At 74.0% G+C, this 18,106-nt stretch carries 19 protein-coding genes; 8 read left to right on the top strand and 11 right to left on the bottom strand.

The genetic code is table 11. The features are described from left to right. Positions 1 to 2: 2 nt before the first annotated feature. From ACFP1Z_RS01230 to ACFP1Z_RS01240, 3 genes are all read right to left on the bottom strand, one after another. Entirely contained in the window at positions 3 to 1,727 is a 1,725-nt protein-coding gene (locus ACFP1Z_RS01230) for an ABC transporter substrate-binding protein (protein ID WP_390313784.1), read from the bottom strand. Between the two features lie 173 nt (positions 1,728 to 1,900). Continuing rightward, positions 1,901 to 1,993, bottom strand: coding sequence for an Ms4533A family Cys-rich leader peptide (locus tag ACFP1Z_RS01235; protein ID WP_390313786.1), 93 nt, complete (start codon positions 1,991 to 1,993; stop codon positions 1,901 to 1,903). 89 nt (positions 1,994 to 2,082) lie between these two features. Further along, positions 2,083 to 2,853 carry a DUF3152 domain-containing protein gene (locus tag ACFP1Z_RS01240; protein ID WP_390313787.1) on the bottom strand — a complete coding sequence of 257 codons (771 nt, stop codon included), beginning with the start codon at positions 2,851 to 2,853 and terminating at the stop codon, positions 2,083 to 2,085. Between the two features lie 195 nt (positions 2,854 to 3,048). On the opposite strand from ACFP1Z_RS01240, the gene ACFP1Z_RS01245 reads away from it, so the two are divergent. Then, positions 3,049 to 3,522: a hypothetical protein gene (locus ACFP1Z_RS01245; RefSeq protein WP_390313788.1), complete on the top strand. Its 474-nt coding sequence runs from the start codon at positions 3,049 to 3,051 to the stop codon at positions 3,520 to 3,522. On the opposite strand, the gene ACFP1Z_RS01250 is transcribed toward ACFP1Z_RS01245, so the two are convergent. Beyond that, entirely contained in the window at positions 3,506 to 4,492 is a 987-nt protein-coding gene (locus ACFP1Z_RS01250) for an alpha/beta fold hydrolase (protein WP_390313789.1), read from the bottom strand. The genes ACFP1Z_RS01245 and ACFP1Z_RS01250 overlap by 17 nt on opposite strands. Positions 4,493 to 4,632: 140 nt before the next feature. Between ACFP1Z_RS01250 and ACFP1Z_RS01255 the strand changes: the two genes are divergently transcribed. The 4 genes from ACFP1Z_RS01255 to ACFP1Z_RS01270 all read left to right on the top strand — a co-directional run bounded on the left by ACFP1Z_RS01255 (position 4,633) and on the right by ACFP1Z_RS01270 (position 6,631). Beyond that, positions 4,633 to 4,854 carry a hypothetical protein gene (locus tag ACFP1Z_RS01255; protein ID WP_390313790.1) on the top strand — a complete coding sequence of 74 codons (222 nt, stop codon included), beginning with the start codon at positions 4,633 to 4,635 and terminating at the stop codon, positions 4,852 to 4,854. 196 nt (positions 4,855 to 5,050) lie between these two features. Further along, positions 5,051 to 5,680, top strand: coding sequence for a TetR/AcrR family transcriptional regulator (locus ACFP1Z_RS01260; protein WP_390313791.1), 630 nt, complete (start codon positions 5,051 to 5,053; stop codon positions 5,678 to 5,680). A 203-nt stretch (positions 5,681 to 5,883) separates the two neighbouring features. Continuing rightward, positions 5,884 to 6,111, top strand: coding sequence for a DUF3107 domain-containing protein (locus tag ACFP1Z_RS01265; protein WP_390313792.1), 228 nt, complete (start codon positions 5,884 to 5,886; stop codon positions 6,109 to 6,111). 241 nt (positions 6,112 to 6,352) lie between these two features. After that, positions 6,353 to 6,631, top strand: a complete 279-nt coding sequence (locus ACFP1Z_RS01270; RefSeq protein WP_390313793.1) for a hypothetical protein — start codon at positions 6,353 to 6,355, stop codon at positions 6,629 to 6,631. A gap of 28 nt (positions 6,632 to 6,659) precedes the next feature. Here the strand turns inward: ACFP1Z_RS01270 and ACFP1Z_RS01275 are convergent, their stop codons facing one another. Continuing rightward, positions 6,660 to 7,406, bottom strand: coding sequence for a ferritin-like fold-containing protein (locus ACFP1Z_RS01275; RefSeq protein ID WP_390313794.1), 747 nt, complete (start codon positions 7,404 to 7,406; stop codon positions 6,660 to 6,662). Between the two features lie 532 nt (positions 7,407 to 7,938). On the opposite strand from ACFP1Z_RS01275, the gene ACFP1Z_RS01280 reads away from it, so the two are divergent. Beyond that, positions 7,939 to 10,449 (top strand): DEAD/DEAH box helicase, encoded by a 2,511-nt coding sequence (locus ACFP1Z_RS01280; protein ID WP_390313795.1) that lies wholly within the window; start codon positions 7,939 to 7,941, stop codon positions 10,447 to 10,449. 114 nt (positions 10,450 to 10,563) lie between these two features. Next, positions 10,564 to 11,463, top strand: coding sequence for an alpha/beta fold hydrolase (locus ACFP1Z_RS01285; RefSeq protein WP_390313796.1), 900 nt, complete (start codon positions 10,564 to 10,566; stop codon positions 11,461 to 11,463). Positions 11,464 to 11,470: 7 nt separating this feature from the next. Here the strand turns inward: ACFP1Z_RS01285 and ACFP1Z_RS01290 are convergent, their stop codons facing one another. Continuing rightward, positions 11,471 to 12,262 (bottom strand): VOC family protein, encoded by a 792-nt coding sequence (locus tag ACFP1Z_RS01290; RefSeq protein WP_390313798.1) that lies wholly within the window; start codon positions 12,260 to 12,262, stop codon positions 11,471 to 11,473. A gap of 166 nt (positions 12,263 to 12,428) precedes the next feature. Then, a complete protein-coding gene (locus ACFP1Z_RS01295) occupies positions 12,429 to 13,418 on the bottom strand; it encodes an NYN domain-containing protein (protein WP_390313799.1) in 990 nt (329 codons plus the stop codon). Positions 13,419 to 13,668: 250 nt separating this feature from the next. Here ACFP1Z_RS01295 and ACFP1Z_RS01300 point away from each other — a divergent pair, with 250 nt between their 5' ends. Further along, positions 13,669 to 13,821, top strand: a complete 153-nt coding sequence (locus tag ACFP1Z_RS01300; RefSeq protein ID WP_390313800.1) for a hypothetical protein — start codon at positions 13,669 to 13,671, stop codon at positions 13,819 to 13,821. Positions 13,822 to 13,919: 98 nt separating this feature from the next. Here the strand turns inward: ACFP1Z_RS01300 and ACFP1Z_RS01305 are convergent, their stop codons facing one another. The 4 genes from ACFP1Z_RS01305 to ACFP1Z_RS01320 form a co-directional block, all read right to left on the bottom strand. Continuing rightward, positions 13,920 to 14,528 (bottom strand): MarC family protein, encoded by a 609-nt coding sequence (locus ACFP1Z_RS01305; protein ID WP_390313801.1) that lies wholly within the window; start codon positions 14,526 to 14,528, stop codon positions 13,920 to 13,922. Positions 14,529 to 14,721: 193 nt separating this feature from the next. Then, positions 14,722 to 15,615, bottom strand: a complete 894-nt coding sequence (locus ACFP1Z_RS01310; RefSeq protein WP_390313802.1) for a PHP domain-containing protein — start codon at positions 15,613 to 15,615, stop codon at positions 14,722 to 14,724. Positions 15,616 to 16,489: 874 nt separating this feature from the next. Next, on the bottom strand, positions 16,490 to 17,140 hold the full coding sequence (locus ACFP1Z_RS01315) for a DUF6758 family protein (RefSeq protein ID WP_390313803.1): 651 nt from the start codon (positions 17,138 to 17,140) through the stop codon (positions 16,490 to 16,492). A gap of 154 nt (positions 17,141 to 17,294) precedes the next feature. After that, entirely contained in the window at positions 17,295 to 17,927 is a 633-nt protein-coding gene (locus ACFP1Z_RS01320; protein WP_390313805.1) for a suppressor of fused domain protein, read from the bottom strand. Positions 17,928 to 18,106: the final 179 nt, after the last annotated feature.

Genomic DNA, 18,106 nt, shown 5'->3' on the forward strand with positions numbered 1-18,106 from the left:
GCTCACTTGACCGCGATCTGGGAGACGTCGAGGACTCCGGTCCAGTCGCTGATGACGACGTTCTTGACGTCCTTGCCGACGAGCCGCTTGTAGACGGGGTGGAACAGCGGGACGACCACGGCCTGTTCGCCGATCGAGCGGTCGAGGGCGCCCCAGCGCTCCGCGGCCGCCTCATGGTCGGTGATCTTGTTGATCTCGTCGATCTCGTTGTTGACCTTCGCGTCGTCCAGGCGCGCGGAGTTGAAGTTGGCGCCGTCCTTGACGATCTGGCGGCCGTCGAAGACGGGGGCGAGGAAGGGGCCGCCGGAGGGCCAGTCGGCTCCCCAGTGGGCGAGGAAGAGCGCGGGCTGGCCGGAGAAGCTGTGGACCTTCTCGTCGTAGGCGTTGTCCTCCAGGCCCTGCAGCTCGACCGTGATGCCGGCCTCCTTGAGGGCGGCCTGCACGGCGGTGGCGATCTCGGGGCCGGTCTCGAAGTTCTGGGCGGTGGAGTGGGTGAGGGTGATCTCCAGCCCGTTGTCGTAACCGGCTTCCTTCAGCAGCTCCTTGGCCTTGGCCGGGTTGCCGTCGGCGCCCGCCGGGAAGTGGTCGTAGGGCGTGTGGCCGAAGGCCTTCCGCTCGGGCAGGAAGGTGGTGGCGGGCTCGGCGAGCGAGGAGCCGCCGGCGGCGTTGACGACGCTGGTGCGGTTGACGGCGTAGGCGATGGCCTGGCGGACCCGGGGGTCGTCGAAGGGCTTCACGGACGGGTTGAACGCGAGGTAGTCGGTGTAGCCGAAGTGTCCGGTGCCCACGCGGGCGGCGAGCCGCTGGTCGCCGCCGGTCTGGGCGAGTTCGGCGGGGCCGAGGTTGGTGTCGGTGGTCACGGCGGCGGCGTCGGCGCCCGTACTGGCCGACAGGCGCTGGTTGATGACGGCCGGGGACAGCCCGCCCTTGACCTCGATGCGGTCGGGGTAGGCGTGCCGCTCCTTGTCGGTCTCCTCCGACCAGTTGGGGTTGCGCTCCAGGATCAGCTGCTCGCCGTCGCCCACGTTCTTGACGACCTTGTACGGGCCCGAGGAGACGGGGTGTTCGGCGTACTTGGCGCCGGTGTCCTTGGCCCTGGGCACGGGCGCGAACTGGGTGGAGGTCGCGAAGTAGGGGAAGTCGCCCTCGGGTTTGCGCAGGTGGAAGACGATGGTCCGCTCGTCCGGGGTCTCGATGGAGTCCAGGCCCCTGCCCTCCTTGTACGGGCCCTGGTAGCTCTCGCCGCCGACGAGCCAGTCGCGCAAGTAGGGGGCGCCGCCGGAGAGTTCGGGGGCGAACGAGCGCTCGGCGCCGTACTTGATGTCGGCGCTGGTGATGGGTGAGCCGTCCTCGTACTTCAGCCCGTCCTTGAGGTGGAACGTCCAGGTCTTCGCCTCGTCGCTCGGCGTGCCGGTGTCGGTGGCGAGGTCGGGGGCGACGCGCGTGCCCTCGGCGCCGTTCGCGCGGTGGCGGGTGGTGAGCGTGCGGAAGACGAGCGAGGGGACGTTGCCGCCGCCGGAGGTGTACAGCCGGGCGGGGTCGAACTTGTTCTGCGGGGCCCTGTTGAGGACGGTGAGCGTGCCGCCCTTGCGCGGGGCGGCGTCCGCGCCTGCGCCGCCCTGGCCCGCGGCGGTGTCCTTCGGGCCGCAGGCGGCGGCCCCGCCGAGGACGGCGACGCCGACGGCGGCCGCGGCCACGCGGCGGGAGATCAGGGGGAGTTGACGCATGAGAGAGGAGCCTTTCGCGGAAGGCGGCATTGCCGCACAGAGCCGTGGCACCCACGGAAGGCGGTGTACGAGAAGCGCAGAGCGCAGGCCGGAACAGCCGGACCGCCCCCGGAGTACACGAAGTCGACGTGGTGATCACACGACGCGTGAGGGAAAAGGGGGGAAGAGCGGTCTCAGCGACAGAGGATGTCGGCGACTGCGTGCGCGGCCACGCCGATCAGCGCCAGCTGGAAGCCGGCGTTCTCGGGGGCGTGGCGGTGCGACATGGGTAGAACATTGAACGAATTTTCGCGTCGCGGCAAAGCTGTCTCACAGAAAGAGACAAAACGTTCCGCATTCCGGGAACGCGAGGGTCTCAGCGGCCCGGGTGCGGCCAGGGGTTCGGGCGGCAGGTCCTGCCGTCCGTGGTGAGGAACTTGGTCTGCTGCATCATCACGGGCGCGAGCGCGCCCTGCGCCTCGCACGTCTCGTGGTCGTGCCCGAGCCGGTGCCCGACCTCGTGGTTGATCAGCATCTGCCGGTAGCTGTGCATGTCGTCGCCGTAGGTCTGCGCGCCCTGCGCCCAGCGATAGGCGTTGATCATGACGCGGTCGGTGGCGGCGGAGTCGCAGGAGACATTGTCCTCGGTGGTGTCCAGGCCCGACTTGGCGCACCAGGTCGCGGTCGTGCCGGGGCTCGCGAGGGTGATGACGAAGTCGGAGGGCCCGGAGGAGACCCGCTCGAAGGTACGGACGCCGCCGTGGCCCCAGCTGCGCTCGTCGTTGAGGGTGCGGTGCACGGCCTCGGCGAACAGACCGCCGTCCAGGGGCAGTCCCTTCTCCACGTCCACCCGGTAGCGCAGCACCTCGCCCTTGCCGGGGGCCGCGTCGTGCCCGCCGACGGTGCCGAAGTCACCGGAGCCGTGCGCGTTCGCGTCGAGCGGGTACCGGCGCGCCATCTTCTCCTCGTACGACAGCGGGACGGCGGCACCCCCGTCGGGAGTGGGCCGGCTGTCGGAGCGGGAGGCCGCGTCGGGGCCCCGGTGCGGGACCTCCGAGGCGCGGGCCTGCGCCGTGGCGTCGCCGCCGTCCTCGACCTGGCCCGCGACGACGACGGCCAGGACGGCCGTGACGACGGCAGCGGCCACCCCGGTCACGGTCCGGCCGAGACCGCTGCCGGACTGCCGGTGGCTACCGCGCGCACCGCCGCCGGACCGGGGGGCGGGCACGCGCGCGGGGACCATCTCCGAGGAGGCGGCGGGGACTTCGGCAGCCGGGGCCGCGCCACTCGTGCCGTCCGCGCCCACAGACCCTCCCGCGCCGTGCCCGTACCCACCTTGTCCGTGAGCATCATGTCTGTGCGCATCATGTCGGTGCGCACCGGGTCCGTGCACATCATGTCCGTACGCGCCCTGACCGTAGGCGCCCTGACCGTACGCACTCTGCCCGTGCGCGCCGGGCGCGTACGCTCCGCCGCTCTGCCCGGGGTCCGGCACTCCCTGCGCCCCGTACTGCCCGTACGCGCCCCGGCCGGCCGCCGGGGCGGGGCCGCGCTGCGGGCCGATGACGCCCCAGCCGACGCCGTGCGTCTGCGCCCGCCCGGGCTGTCCGCCCGGGCCGGCTCCCGGCTCCTGCCGTCCCCCCACCTGCTGCTCCCCCACGTCTCCCGGCTCCTGCCCGGACGTCCCCACGACCCCCCGCAGCGGACCCGCGCCTGCCGCCGGTGCGGCCGGCCGGCCGGCGGCACCGGGTCCGCGGCTCCCGGGCTCGTGCGAGCCGCGGGGTGCGCGTGCGCTGTGTTTACCCACGAGGCGTAGCGCTCCGTCCATCCATGGCGGCGGTCTCCCCGAGGAGTTCGCGGACGGCACGGGCCACCGCGTCCGGGTCCTCCATCATGGCGACATGACCGGCGTCCACCAGCGTCAGCAACCGCGAGTCGCGGAAAGTCCTGGAGGCCCGGCCGGCCATGCGGAAGGACACGAGCTGGTCGCGCATGCCGTAGACCAGCAGCGTGGGAGCGAGCACCTTCTCGGCCTGCCGCCACAGAGAGTGCTGGCCACCGAGGGTGTACGCGTCGACGATGCCGCGCGCCGAACGCGTCATCACGTCCCAGAAATAGGGCAGTTCGAGCCGCCGCTCGTATTCGGCGACCGCCCGCGCGAAGCCCTCCGACGTCACCCGTCCGGGGTCCCCGTAACAGAGCGCGAAGACGTCGCGGGTACGCCGCTCGGGTGTCCAGTCCTTCGTCAGCCGGGAGAAGAGGGCGGCGACGCCGGGCACCGCGAGCAGCCCGGTGGGCACGGCCGTGGACTGCAGCCGCAGCTCCGGCAGGGCGGGCGAGACGAGGGTGAGGGTACGGACCAGGTCCGGGCGGACGGCGGCGACGCGGGTGGCTATGGCACCGCCCATCGAGTTGCCGAAGAGGTGCACGGGGCCGCGCCCGGTGGCGTCCAGGTAGCGGATGACGACGCGCGCGCCCGCGGTGATGGAGTGGTCCCCGTCGTCCGGGGGCGGGGAGTCCCCGAAGCCGGGCAGGTCGAGGGCCTCGCCGTCGACCCGGTCCGCGAGCCGCTCCATGAGGGCGGACCAGTTCTGCGAGGAGCCGCCGAGCCCGTGCACGAAGAGCGCGGGCGGCAGCCCGGCAGTGGCCGGCGGCCGGGAGCGCACGGCGAGGGTGACCCCGGGCAGCGGGACCGTACGGACCTCCTCGCCCTCGCTGACCCACGAGGCGCGGGCGGGCGGCACCACGGGCACGGCGCGGGCATCCGGCGACTCGGTCGAAGACATGCGGGCAATGTTACGAGAGGATCACGCCCGGCCCGCTGTGGTGGCGATCACAGATCGTCTGGCGGCCGGGGCCCCGGTCTCCTAGGCTCGTACCCATAAGTACGAGGGCGCCCCCGAATCCGGACGGGAAGAGGTCCCGCATGAGCATCGACCCGATCGAGACGGAGTTCTCCGAGGAGGAAGCAGCCGACGTGACGGAGATCGATGTCGAGGCCCCGGAGGCCGACGCGGCCGAGCAGCACACGGACCTCGCACCCGAGCACGACGACTCCCTGACCGACATCCACCCGGACTCCGCGAACGAGGCGGACCTCGCCGAGCAGGCCCGGGTCGTCGAGCTGGACGAGGACGACTACCGATGACCCCGCCCAGGGCACCACACCGGCGCACGGCCCCCCGGGGCCGGTGACCGGCTGCGCGAATTGTCGGTATTTTGTCGGCTTCCCACAGCGTGCGGCGCGGGAAATTCTCCGCTGCGACCAGGCACGCCCGGGTTACCCGAACGTACGATGGCGGGCGCGGTGCACACCGTGCAGGGAACGAAACATGGGAGGCGGCGTGACAGCCATCGAGCAGACCGAGGCGCGGCCGCGAGGCACGCGTCTGCCGCGCCGAGCCCGACGCAACCAGCTCCTGGGCGCCGCGCAGGAGGTCTTCGTCGCTCAGGGGTACCACGCGGCGGCGATGGACGACATCGCCGAGCGCGCCGGAGTCAGCAAGCCGGTGCTCTACCAGCACTTCCCCGGCAAGCTCGACCTCTATCTGGCCCTGCTGGACCAGCACTGCGAGAACCTGCTGCAGGCCGTGCGCACCGCGCTGGCCTCCACCACCGACAACAAGCTGCGCGTGGCGGCCACCATGGACGCCTACTTCGCCTACGTCGAGGACGAGGGCGGCGCCTTCCGGCTGGTCTTCGAGTCCGACCTGACCAACGAGCCGGCCGTGCGCGAGCGCGTGGACAAGGTCTCCCTGGAGTGCGCGCAGGCCATCAGCGACGTGATCGCCGAGGACACCGGCCTGGCCAAGGACGAGGCCATGCTGCTGGCCGTGGGCCTGGGCGGGGTCTCGCAGGTCGTCGCCCGCTACTGGCTCTCCAGCAACAGCACGGTGCCGCGTGAGCGCGCGGTGGAGCTGCTGACCTCGCTGGCCTGGCGCGGCATCGCGGGCTTCCCCAAGAACGAGCACTGAGTCTTCCCCGGCTCTTCCGGCTTTCCCGTCCTCCCCGAGGGCGGGCGCCGGGACCCGGCCGCGTGTTCGCTGCGAGCGTGCCCGCGACCGGCTCGGCGGGAGCCGTCGCCCGACTAATGTGTGCAGCGTACGGCGCGGCAGGCCGCGCACTCCTCCCCTGGGCTTCGCCATGGGGACCTCACACCGTCGGAGGGACATAAGCCGTGGAGGTCAAGATCGGCGTGCAGCACGCGCCCCGCGAGATCGTGCTGCAGAGCGGACAGAGCGTCGACGAGGTCGAGAAGGCCGTCACCGAGGCGCTCGGCGGCAAGGCGCAGGTGCTGAGCCTGATGGACGAGCGTGGCCGCAAGGTCCTGGTCCCGGCCGACCGGCTGGCGTACGTGGAGATCGGCGAGCCGACCACCCGCAGGGTCGGTTTCGGCGCGCTCTGAGCACCACGCGACGCGAGAGACTACGGCGGGGCCCCGGCGCACGATGCGCCGGGGCCCCGCCGTTTCCGTGTCCGCTCCCGCGGCCGCCCGCCGCGAGCTGACACCCCGGCCGCCGCCAGGGTTGCCCGGCGCCGCCGAGGGGTAGGACGGCTTCGACCACCGTATTGCGGCCGGCACCGCGCGGCCGGCACCGCGCGGCCGCCCCGTCAAGCACCGGTCCAGGCTCGGGAGGAAAGCAACCATGATCCTCTGGGAGGCGCTCGGCTCGGTCGTCATCGGCCTCGCCGTCTCCTGCGCGGCGCTGCGCTGGCTGCCCGCGCGCTTCGGGCAGTTCCGCTCCCGCCCCCTGGCCCTGGCCACGGGCCCGGCGGCCGCTCTCTTCGGCGCGCTGCTCGCGCACTCGGTGCTCGGCCCGGGCCACACGGCGGCCGCCCTGGCCGTCTCGCTGGGCGTCGCCGTGGCGCTCGTCTCCCTGCTGCTGCGACAGGGGGAGAAGGCCCGTCGGTCGGCCCCGGCCTGAAGGCGGGGCCGCCGTGCGGGCCGAGCCGTCAGGCGGCCAGGCCCAGCGCGGCCATCCGCTTGGTGTGGGCCTCGGTGATCCGGGAGAACATCTTGCCGACCTCCGCGAGGTCGAAGCCGTCGGCGACCCCGCCCACCAGCATCGTCGACAGCGCGTCCCGGTCGGCGACCACGCGCTGCGCCTGCGAGAGGGCCTCGCCCATCAGCCGCCGCGCCCACAGCGCGAGCCGGCCGCCCACGCGCGGATCGGCCTCGATCGCGGCCCGTACCTTCTCGACCGCGAACGTCGAGTACCCGGTGTCGTCGAGCACGGCGAGCACCAGGGCGCGGGTGTCGGAGTCCAGCCGGGAGGCGACCTCGCGGTAGAAGTCACTGGCGATCGAGTCGCCCACGTACGCCTTGACCAGGCCCTCCAGCCAGTCCGAGGGCGCGGTCTGGCGGTGGAACTCCTCCAGGGCCGCCGCGAACGGCTCCATGGCGGCGGTCGGCGCCACGTCGATGGCCGCGAGCCGGTCCCGCAGCCGCTGGAAGTGACCGAACTCGGCCGCGGCCATCTTCGCCAGCTCCGCCTTGTCCTCCAGGCTCGGGGCCAGCTTGGCGTCCTCCGCGAGCCGCTCGAAGGCGGCGAGCTCACCGTAGGCGAGGACCCCCAGCAGGTCGACGACGGCTGCCCGGTACTGCGGGTCGGCCGACGCCCGGGCCCAGTCCTGGGCGGCGATTCCGGCGTGCTCGTTGTCTGCCACGGCAGAGCCTTTCCGATATCGGGAGCCGGGCACGGTGTCCGGCCTGTCACGCAGCGCACAATAGTCCGCACCGGGCGGGAAGGAAGACCCCGCCCGCCCCCCGCGCGCAAGGTCCCGGCCACCGTCCCGACTCGTGTGCGCGTTTCCGGGGTATGGTGGTAATGCGCCTGTCGAGTATTCGGCGGGCTGTTCCATGCTGTTTCCTCCGGTGGCGCCCCTCTCTCGCCCGGCCGCCGGAGTCTTCAGCGGATGCCCGGTCGGTGGCCCGATCGGCTTCCACAACCGACCGCCCTCCGCGCGGTGCGCACGAGACGTGCGCATGCAGGAGGGATCCGCTCGCGGCACGTGTGCACGAGCGAAGGCAGTGGTCCCGCGCCATCCGGCCCTCCTGGCCGGCCAGCACCCGGCACGGTCCATACGACCCCCTTCGCCGCCTCGCGCCGCGTCTCACAGAAGAGGCAAGATCCTGTCCACTCCGATCACTTTCCGAGAACTCGGGATCCTTCCCGAGACCGCCGAGGCCCTGGAGGCCGTCGGCATCGTCCACCCCTTCCCGATCCAGGAGATGACGCTCCCGGTCGCCCTTTCCGGCTCCGACGTCATCGGCCAGGCCAAGACCGGCACCGGCAAGACGCTGGGCTTCGGCCTGCCGCTGCTGGAGCGCGTGGTCGTCCCCGCGGACGTCGAGGCGGGCCGGGCCCGGCCCGAGGAGCTGACCGACGCCCCGCAGGCGCTCGTCGTCGTCCCCACCCGTGAGCTGTGCCAGCAGGTGACCAACGACCTGCTGACCGCCGGCAAGGTCCGCAACGTGCGGGTCCAGGCCATCTACGGCGGCCGGGCCTACGAGCCGCAGGTCGAGGCCCTCAAGAAGGGCGTCGACGTGATCGTCGGCACCCCGGGCCGCCTCCTGGACCTCGCCGGGCAGAACAAGCTGAGCCTGGCCCGCGTCAAGGCCCTCGTCCTGGACGAGGCCGACGAGATGCTCGACCTCGGCTTCCTGCCGGACGTCGAGCGCATCCTGACGATGCTGCCGGACTCCCGCCAGACCATGCTCTTCTCGGCCACCATGCCCGGTGCCGTGATCTCCCTGGCCCGGCGCTACATGGACCGGCCCACGCACATCCGCGCCACCTCGCCGGACGACGAGGGCGCGACCCACTCCACCATCGCCCAGCACGTCTTCCGCGCCCACTCCATGGACAAGCCGGAGATGGTCGCCCGCATCCTGCAGGCCGAGGGCCGCGGACTGGCGATGATCTTCTGCCGCACGAAGCGGACCGCCGCCGACATCTCCGAGCAGCTCTCCCGCCGCGGCTTCGCCGCCGGCGCGGTCCACGGCGACCTCGGCCAGGGCGCCCGCGAGCAGGCGCTGCGCGCCTTCCGCAACGGCAAGGTGGATGTCCTGGTGTGCACGGACGTCGCCGCGCGCGGCATCGACGTCGACAACGTCACGCACGTCATCAACTACCAGAGCCCCGAGGACGAGAAGACCTACCTGCACCGCATCGGCCGTACCGGCCGGGCCGGCAAGTCGGGTACGGCCGTCACGCTCGTCGACTGGGACGACATCCCCCGCTGGAAGCTGATCAACAAGGCGCTGGGGCAGGACTTCGACGAGCCGGAGGAGACCTACTCCACCTCCCCGCACCTGTACGAGCTGCTGGGCATCCCCGCCGGCACCAAGGGCGTCCTGCCCCGGTCCGAGCGGACCCGGGCCGGGCTCGCCGCCGAGGAGATCGAGGACCTGGGCGAGACGGGCGGCCGGGGCCGCGGCGGCCGCGGGCGCGGCCCGCAGCCGGCCGCGGAGGAGCGCCCCGAGCGCACCCCGCGCCGACGCCGCCGCACCCGCGCGGGCGCGCCCCTGTCCTCCCCGGACACGGCTGTCGAGGCCCCCGGGCAGCAGCCGTCCGACACGGCCGGCACCCCGGCCAAGCCGCGCCGCCGCCGTCGCACGCGGGGTGGCCTCGCGGCCACGACCGCTCCGGCGCAGCCTGCCGCTTCCGCCGATTCCGAGGCCGCTGACACCACGGAGCGCCCGCGCCGCCGCCGGACGCGCGGCGGCCTGGCGACCGCGGACGCCACCGCCGAGGTGACCGGTTCCGCCGCCCCGGCGGCCGAGGCGTCCGAGCAGATCGCGGCCATCGAGCCCTCGGAGCGGCCGCGCCGCCGTACGCGCGGTGGTGTGGCGACCCCGGAAGCCGGCGAGGTGACCGGTTCCGCCGCCCCGGCGGCCGAGGCGTCCGAGCAGGCCGCACCCGTCGAGCCCTCGGAGCGGCCGCGCCGCCGCCGTACGCGCGGTGGTCCGGCTGCCGAGGTGGCCGCTGCCGCCGAGTCGGCCGTCGTGTCCGAGGCTCCGGTGGCCCCCGTCTCGTCCGAGGTTCCGGCGCAGCGTCGGCGTCCGCGTGCCGAGGCGGCCGTGGAAGCCGTGGAGACGGTGACGGCCGAGGCCGGGCCGAAGCGTGCGCGGGCCGCGAAGAAGGCCGCTGCCGAGGAGATCGTGGACGCCGTCGAAACGGCTGAGGCGAAGCCGAAGCGCACCCGCAAGACCGCCGCCGACGCGGTGGAGGCCGAGGCCAAGCCGGTCCGCAGGACCCGCACCGCCAAGAAGGCCGCCGCCCCGGCCGAGACGGCCGTGGAGGCCGACGCCGAGGCGAAGCCGAAGCGCACGCGGAAGACCGCCGCCGCCAAGGCCGCCGAAGCCGTCGAGACGGCCGAGGGCGCGGAGGCGAAGCCCAAGCGCACCCGCAAGACCGCCGCCGCCAAGGCGGAGGTCGCCGTCGACACGGCGGACGCCGAGGCCAAGCCGAAGCGCACGCGCAAGACCGCCGCCAAGAAGGCCGCCGCCACCGTCGAGGCCGTGGACGGCGTGGAGGCCAAGCCCAAGCGCACCCGCACCGTGAAGAAGGCCGCCGCCCCGGCCGAAGCGGTCGCGGACGCCGAGGCGAAGCCCAAGCGCGCCCGCAAGACCGCCGAGGCTGCTGAAACCGCTGAGACCGCCGAGGCGAAGCCGAAGCGGACGCGCAAGACCGCCGCCGCCAAGAAGGCGGCCGCGGCGGAGCCGGCGGCCACGGCCTAGTCCGGACCCCGCACCGCCCGGTGGCCGGGCACCCCGCACCAGGGGTGCCCGGCCACCGGCGTACGCGGGCGCCCCACCACGCGTCCGTCCCCCCGCCCCCAGTAGCCTCGGCGCATGAGCAAGCCCCCCTTCCTCACCCTGCCCGCGTGCGCCCGCGCGTACCGACTGCCCACCGCGCGCGGCGAGTTCGCCGTGCACGACGCGCTCCCGGCGGCACCGGAACGCGGCACCGTCCTGCTCGTGCCCGGGTTCACCGGCAGCAAGGAGGACTTCATCGCGCTGCTGGAGCCGCTCGCGGCGGCCGGGTACCGGGCGGTGGCCGTGGACGGGCGCGGCCAGTACGAGAGCGGCGGTCCGCGCGAGGAAAGCGCCTACGCGCAGGGCGAGTTGGCGCGGGACATCCACGCGCAGGCGGCCGCGCTCGGCGGCGCCGTGCATCTGCTCGGGCACTCGCTCGGCGGGCTCGTCGCCCGGGCCGCGGTGCTCGCGGACGCCTCGCCGTTCCGTTCGCTGACGGTCATGAGCAGCGGCCCGGCCGCCATCTCCGAGCCGCAGCAGGCCCGTACCCGCCTGCTGATCGGCGCGCTGGCGCAGCTGGACATGGCGGCGGTGTGGGAGCGGATGCGGCAGGAGGGCGGTCAGGACACGACGGACCCGGACGGCCCGGCGGCCGCCCCCACGGCCCTGGACACCTTTCTGTACGAGCGCTGGATGGCCACGGTTCCCGGGCAACTCCGGGAGACCGGGCGTCAGTTGACGGTCGAGCCGGACCGTACGGAGCAGCTGGCGCGGGTGCCGCTGCCCAAGCACGTGGTGTCGGGGGAACGCGACTACGCCTGGCCGGTGCCGTGGCTGGACGATATGGCGCAGCGGCTCGGGGCGGCCCGTACGGTGATCGGGGGTGCCGAGCACTCCCCCAACGCGGAGCGCCCGGCGGCCACGGCGGCGGCGCTCACGGCGTTCTGGGACGGGCTGCCGGCCGGAAGGACCGCTGGCCCCGCGCGGGCCCTCTAGTCCTCCCCTAGTCCTCCCCGGCGGTCACCGTGAACAGTCCGCCCTCCGGGTCCCGCAGGGTCGCCTCGCGCCCCACACGGGAGTCGCCCGGTCCGGCGGCGACGGTGCCGCCGGCCGAGAGGGCGGCCTCGACGGCCTTCTCGACGTCGTCGACGCGGAAGTAGACGTGCCAGCGGGGCCTGATCCGCGGGTCGGGGGCGGCCTCGACGCCGCCGCCGCGCAGGCAGGCGACGGTGTGGCCGCCGAACCGCACCATGACGGCGTCGTCCTCGTAGCGCACTTCGCAGCGGTCGGGCCGGCCGGTGGCCCAGTCGAAGACGCCGCCGTAGAAGATGGCGGCGTCGAAGGCGTTGCGGGTGCGCAGTTCGAGCCAGGCGGGGGCGCCCTCGTGGCCGACGTGCCACTCGCGCAGGGTCTCGCCCTCCCAGAAGCCGAAGACGGCCCCGGCGGGGTCGGCGGCGAGGGCGGCGCGCCCGTGCCCGATGGTGAGAGGGCCGACGGCGACGGTGGCGCCGCGTTCGCGGATGCGGGCGGCGGTGGCGTCGGCGTCCTCGACGGCGAAGTAGCAGGTCCACCAGGCGCCGCCGCTGAGGTCGACGTTGGCGCGGCGGGCGACGTTGCCGAGGCCGGCGACGGGCCGGCCGTCGTGGAGGGCGACGCGGAAGTCCTCGCCGAGCCGGCCGGAGCGGAAGGTCCAGCCCATCACCTCGCCGTAGAAGTCCTGCGCGGCGGACAGGTCGCCGGTCAGCAGGCTCACCCAGCACGGTGCCCCCGGGACGGCACGGTCCAGGACCGACATGGCCGATCGCCTCGTTTCTCTCGCGGTGCGGTTGCGCGGGTCCGGCGCGGGTCCGGCCGGGCTTCGCCGGACTTCAGGGTTCCACTCGCCACCCGCGAGCGCATTCCGGCACGCGCGGGCGGCTCCCGTTGTCACCGCGTACGGGTGCGCGGGCGCCCGTACGCGCTCAGTACTGGGTGCGCAGGTGGTCCCAGAAGCCGTCGCGCAGGGCCCGCCGCAGATCGGCGTGGCCGCGCAGCGACAGCCCGAGCAGGGCCTCGGCCTCGACGAGGAGTTCCTGGTCGACGCTGCCGGGCAGATAGGGGTGGCCGGGCAGCAGTTCGGCGAGGGAGTCGCGGCCGCGCGAGCCGAGCCACTGGGCGGCGACCTGCGCGCCGACGAAGCGGACGTCGTCACGGGAGGGCGCGGCCGCCTGGTGCGCGGGGGCGCCGGGGGCGAAGGCGGTGCCGGCGCCGTCGTAGGCGGTGCGCCGGGTGACGAAGGGTTTGCAGAAGTCGAGGTCGAAGGTGCGCTGGCTGTCGACCTCCCACAGCAGGGCCTCGGCCTGGTTGCGGCCGCCGACGGACTCGATGCCCCACAGGTGGACGCGGGCGCCGTAGCCCTGGGCGGCCTCGACGGCGGAGACGAGGTCCTCGTCGCCGCCGATGAGGGCGGCGTCGCTGATGGCGCGGTGGCGGGCGAGGGACTCCAGGTCGGTACGGATGAGGGAGTCGACGCCCTTCTGCTGGTTGTTGGCGTTGAGGTTGCCGAGGCGGACCTTGACGTCGGGGAGTTCGGCGATGCGCTGCTGCTCGGTGGTGTGGATACGGCGGCGGGCTCCGTCGTACCAGTAGACGCGCAGCAGCCGGCTGTCGGGGAAGATCGTGCGGGCCTTGTCGATGAAGGCCTCGATGAGCCCCTCGGCGTCGAGGTCGAAGGCGCGCCGGTCCTCGGTGCCGGCGACGAGCCGGCCGACGGCCGCGTAGACGTAGCCGGCGTCCGCGAAGATCGCGTGCGTGGAAGGGGTGGTGGCGACCTCGGCCAGGACGCGGGTGAGCAGTTCGTTGGTGCGCTCGACGGCGGCGGCGACCGTGGCGAGATCCGCGGTGGCGCCGGGGGCGGGTGCGGGTGCGGGGTGGGCGGCGGACCCGGGGCCGCCGGTGCGTGGGTCAGTCATGCGGGATCTCATCGTTCCGTTCGGTGGATGCCGGTATCGCCGGTGCCGGTGGCTCCGATGCCGGTGGCTTCGGGGCCATGATGCGCTGCACTACTGAACAGTAATTAGTCATGTTAAAAATTTCCTTAGCGTAGGGAATGTTTGCGGTCTCCAGCACGTTGGACAGATCAGGAACGGGGTCGCACCGACGCGGCCCTGGCCGTATCTCATGGACGTTCTCCTCAGGAGGATCAAGACGAAGGGAGAAGCCTTGCGCTTCGAAATCATGCGCCTGGACGACACCGACGGCACCGCCGTCGACAGCACTGTCGTCGACGCCGCCTCCGTCGACCGGATCGTGCAGCAGGCCGCGGCAACCGGCCAGCGCATCTACATCCGCCCGGCCGGCACCACGGCCGGGTAGCGCCGATCCGCACCTCTACGACGACACCCCCGTACGGGACCGTACGGGGGTGTCGTGCGTCCGGGGCGTAGCCGCGCCGCGCGGGCCGGGCTCCGGCGTCACCGGGCCGAGGTGACGACCTCGGTGATGCCGTTGATGATCTGCTGCACGGCGAGGGCGGAGAGCATCATGCCCGCGAGACGGGTCACGAGGACCACACCGCCGTCCTTGATGACCCGGATGATCAGCAGCGAGTAGCGCATCACCAGCCACAGCACGAGATGCATCGCGGCGATCGCGGACCACACCGAGACCTGCTTGCCGAAGGAATCGGCGTGCTGCACCGCGAGGATCACCGAGACGATCGCGCCGGGACCGGCGAGCAGCGGCATGCCCAGCGGGACGAGCGCGACATTGACGTCCTTGGTCTGCGTGGGCTCCTCCGACTTGCCGGTCAGCAGGCTGAGCGCGATCAGCAGCAGGAGCAGCCCGCCCGCGATCATCAGGGCGGGGGTGCCGATGTGCAGATAGTCCAGGATCTGCCGGCCGCAGATGCCGAAGACGGCGATCACGCCGAAGGCGACGGCGGCGGCCTGCCAGGCCATCCGCCGCTGGACCTTGACCGGGCGGCCCGCGGTCAGGGCGAGGAAGATCGGCGTGATCCCGGGCGGGTCCATGATCACGAACAGGGTGAGGAAGAGGGAACCGAAGACAGCGGTGTCGAACACAGTGAGCCTTGCGCGAGTGGTGCGAGCGGATGCGGTGGTGCAGTGATGCGGTGAACGTGCCGCGAGGGCACGGGAGTTGCGGGAGAGGGGCCGCAGGGCCACGGCGGAAGGATCCGCCCGCACGCGGCGTACGGCGTACGGGCGCGGGGGCGCCGTGGACACGCGGGTGCGCCCGGCCGGGGCCGGGGAAGGGTCAGCCGCCGGCGCCCGGGACGGGGAAGGCGCCCGTCGCGCGGCGGGTGATCTCGCCGTAGATCTCGGGGTCGGTGGTGTACTCGCCGAGCCGGCAGGTCTTGCGGCTGCCGTGGTAGTCGCTGGAACCGGTGGTCAGCAGACCGTGGTCGGCGGCGAGGGCACGCAGCCGGGCACGGGCCGGGGCGTCGTGGTCCATGTGATCGACCTCGACACCGTCGAGCCCGGCCGAGGCCAGCTCGGCTATCGCGCTCTCGGAGACGCGGTTGCCGCGCTGCGGCGCGAAGGGGTGCGCGAGGACACTGACCCCGCCGGCGGCCTTGACCAGACGGACGGCCTCGAAGGGGTCGAGTTCGTGCTTCTCGACGTACGCGCGGCCGCCGCCGGCCAGCCACTCCGGGGTGAACGCGTCGGAGACGGTGTCGATCACCCCGAGTTCGACCATGGCACTGGCGATGTGCGGCCGTCCGACCGCGCCCTTGGTACGGCCGTCGCCGGGGATCCCGGCCAGCTCGGCCACACGCTCCCAGGTCACCGGCACGCCCAGCTCGTTGAGACGGGCGACCATGGAACGGGCGCGCGGCACGCGGTCGTCGCGCACGAGCTCCATCTCGCGCGCGAGCTCCGGCTCGGCGGGGTCGAAGAGGTAGGCCAGCAGGTGCGCGCTGAAACCGCGCGGGCCCCCGAGCCGGCACGAGAGCTCGGCACCGGTGACGAGGGTCAGCCCCGTCCGGCCCGCCCTCAGCTCGGCGACGGCCTCGGCGTGCCCGCCGGTCCCGTCGTGGTCGGTGAGCGCGACGACGTCCAGCCCGGCAGCGGCGGCGGCCCGTACCAGCTCGGCGGGGGTGTCCGTCCCGTCGGAGGCCGTGGAGTGGGTGTGCAGATCAATGCGCACGGCACGGACTCCCAACAGCAACGAGGACGGACAGGACCGGTTCAGGATAACCGCCCGCACGGAGGGGCCAGGGCGGCGTGACGGGGAGGGGCGGCGGGGTGGGAGTGCCGGTGCCGGGTGCGGATGCGGGTACGGGGTGCGGGTACGGGCGGTGCCGGCCCGGCGGTGCCGGCGCACCCGACCCGGCAGGACCGACAGACCGGCCGATCCCGACCGCCGGGACCCGCCACCGACCGGACAGCCCGACTGTCCCCGGGCCGGCAACCGCCCGACAGGACACGCCGCGGCCGCCCGGCCTGCCCGGCACCGCGTCACCGGCCGCGCAGGCCGGCCCGTAACCAGCACGGCAGCCGCACAGGACACGTGGCCCGGACGGCATCGCGGGTCGCGCCCCGCGAAGTGACGCAGCCGTCCGAAGCCGCGGCGCCGCAGGTCACGGGCGCATGGGGCAACGCCCGGCTCCGGCCGCGCGCTTGCCGACGAGCGGGGCAGGACCGGCCCGGCCGCCGGTGGACAAGCTTCGCTCCGGCCCTCGCCGCACCGAGGCGGTCAGGACGACTGCACCACCCGGCGGGACGCCACCGCATCGCAGGCACCCAGCACGGCAGCCACCGGCCGGGCCCCGCAGCTCGGCCCGCCCGCACAGGGCCACCGCCCGGGCACCCGGCACGACAGCACCGCACCACCGGCCGCGCAGGCCGACATCCTCAGCCCGCGCGGAGCGCCGCCGCGCGGGCCCCGCACGACAACACCGGGCCGCGCGGCCCCGGCAGCTCAGCCCGCGCCGGCGGCCGCACACGGCAACCCTTGCAAGCGGCCACCCCGTCACCCGCCCTGCGCGGAGCGCCGCGCGCGGAGCGCCCCCGCGCGCCCCTCAGTCCGTGCCCGGGGACAGCAGTCGCGGTGAGAGTGCGCCGCACGGCAGCAGGTCGACCTCGGCTCCCGCGTCGCGCAGGTCGGTGAGGACGACCTCGTCGTACATCAGCAGCCCGGTGTGCTCGGGCCAGATCACGGCCCACAGCCACAGGCCCCGGGCCTCGCCGGCGAAGACGGCGCGGTCGTCGGGGCTGCCCTCGACGTGCCACAGGGGGGTGGGGCGGCCGGCGGCGTGCACCTTGGCGTGCGGGGGGCGGCTGACCGAGAGGTACGGGCCGGGGTCGGGGCCGTCGATGCCGGCGTAGCGCGCGCCGAGGCCCACCCCGAGCTCCTCGGCGACGAGCAGCAGCTCGCCGGGGCCGCCGAGCGGGGAGGGGCCGGAGCAGGCGACGGCGGTGGCGCGGCCGCCGGTGCGGTCGTCGCCCGCGCTCACCACGCCCGTGAACAGCCAGCCGACCGGCAGCGGCCAGGGCATCCACACCGGGACCCGGGCCCGGCCCACGACGACGGCCAGCGCCTCGACGCTCGGCGGGACGACGGGCTGCAAGGGGTGCACCGTGCCGTGCACATCGCACTGCCAGGAATCGGCGAAGAGCCCGGGCGCCCGCACCCGGCCACCGCACTTCGGGCAACTGGGTTCGCCCCTCATAAGGCCCAACGGTCCTCCCAGGCCGCCGCCGCGTCAAGGACGATCACCCGTCCGGAGGCCGGGACCCGGGAACCCGGTCCCGGGCGGGTTCCGCGGGGCCTCGACGGGCCCGTGAGGAGGGGCCCGAGGAGGGGCCCGGGGCGGGGGCGCGGGCTCAGTCCAGCGGGACGCCCCTGCGCAGCGGATCGCGCAGGTCGGTCCCGTACCGCAGCCACCGTTCCTGCAGGGCGGCCGCGCCGTGGACGCGCTTCCACGCGGCCTCGCCGGGTGTCATCGGCAGCAGTGGCAGGAAACGGACCGGGTCCAGGGGGGCGTCCGTTTCCAGGTCCTCGACCAGTCCCCCGGACTCGGCGACCAGGACGGAGGTGAACGGCGCGCCCGGCCACAGCGGTTCCCCGGTGTCGAGGGAGGCGCCGGGCGCCACGACGAGCCCCTCGACCTGGGGGGAGGCGGCGAGCACGGCCAGCGGGCGCAGCACCCGGTCGGTGTCGGCGCGGCCGCGGCGCAGGGTGAGCAGGAGTTCCGCGCGCGGGCCGCGCAGCGGGTCGGCGAGCACGACCGACGGCGGGGCGGCGATCCCCCCGCCGGCGGAGGCGGCGGGGTCGGTCATGGGCTGCGCGGACATCCCGAGCGTCGCGTAGCGGACGAGCTCGCCGCCGCTGTCCTCGGCCGGGAAACGCAGTACCTCGATGCGGTCCGTCCCGAGGAAGGTGACCGAGGCGCGGGCGTCGGGTTCGCCCAGCGCGGAGCGCAACCGGGCCTCGGCCAGTGCGAGTACGTCTGCCATGCGCCGAGCATAGAACGTGTATCGAACAGGCAAAGCTGGGCAGGGGGTCTTCGCCCGGCTGCTAGCCTTGGCCTCCGTTCGGGGAGTTGTGTTGTCCCTCAGGGGACCGGCCGGAGGAGGTGGGGCTGCGGTGGATCCCAGTCGACCGTGCAGTACCGGCAGTTCTCCCGTCCCCGCCG

Source organism: Streptomyces gamaensis, from assembly GCF_042656465.1.
Classification (GTDB): domain Bacteria; phylum Actinomycetota; class Actinomycetes; order Streptomycetales; family Streptomycetaceae; genus Streptomyces; species Streptomyces gamaensis.

Excerpts from the sequence above, each read along its gene's own strand:
- ACFP1Z_RS01315 (WP_390313803.1), bottom strand. The coding sequence starts at position 17,140 with ATGAGGGGCGAACCCAGTTGCCCGAAGTGCGGTGGCCGGGTGCGGGCG.
- ACFP1Z_RS01255 (WP_390313790.1), top strand. The coding sequence starts at position 4,633 with ATGAGCATCGACCCGATCGAGACGGAGTTCTCCGAGGAGGAAGCAGCC.
- ACFP1Z_RS01280 (WP_390313795.1), top strand. The coding sequence starts at position 7,939 with ATGACGCTCCCGGTCGCCCTTTCCGGCTCCGACGTCATCGGCCAGGCC.
- ACFP1Z_RS01285 (WP_390313796.1), top strand. The coding sequence starts at position 10,564 with ATGAGCAAGCCCCCCTTCCTCACCCTGCCCGCGTGCGCCCGCGCGTAC.
- ACFP1Z_RS01295 (WP_390313799.1), bottom strand. The coding sequence starts at position 13,418 with ATGACTGACCCACGCACCGGCGGCCCCGGGTCCGCCGCCCACCCCGCA.
- ACFP1Z_RS01235 (WP_390313786.1), bottom strand. The coding sequence starts at position 1,993 with ATGTCGCACCGCCACGCCCCCGAGAACGCCGGCTTCCAGCTGGCGCTG.
- ACFP1Z_RS01290 (WP_390313798.1), bottom strand. The coding sequence starts at position 12,262 with ATGTCGGTCCTGGACCGTGCCGTCCCGGGGGCACCGTGCTGGGTGAGC.
- ACFP1Z_RS01250 (WP_390313789.1), bottom strand. The coding sequence starts at position 4,492 with ATGTCTTCGACCGAGTCGCCGGATGCCCGCGCCGTGCCCGTGGTGCCG.
- ACFP1Z_RS01320 (WP_390313805.1), bottom strand. The coding sequence starts at position 17,927 with ATGGCAGACGTACTCGCACTGGCCGAGGCCCGGTTGCGCTCCGCGCTG.
- ACFP1Z_RS01230 (WP_390313784.1), bottom strand. The coding sequence starts at position 1,727 with ATGCGTCAACTCCCCCTGATCTCCCGCCGCGTGGCCGCGGCCGCCGTC.
- ACFP1Z_RS01270 (WP_390313793.1), top strand. The coding sequence starts at position 6,353 with ATGATCCTCTGGGAGGCGCTCGGCTCGGTCGTCATCGGCCTCGCCGTC.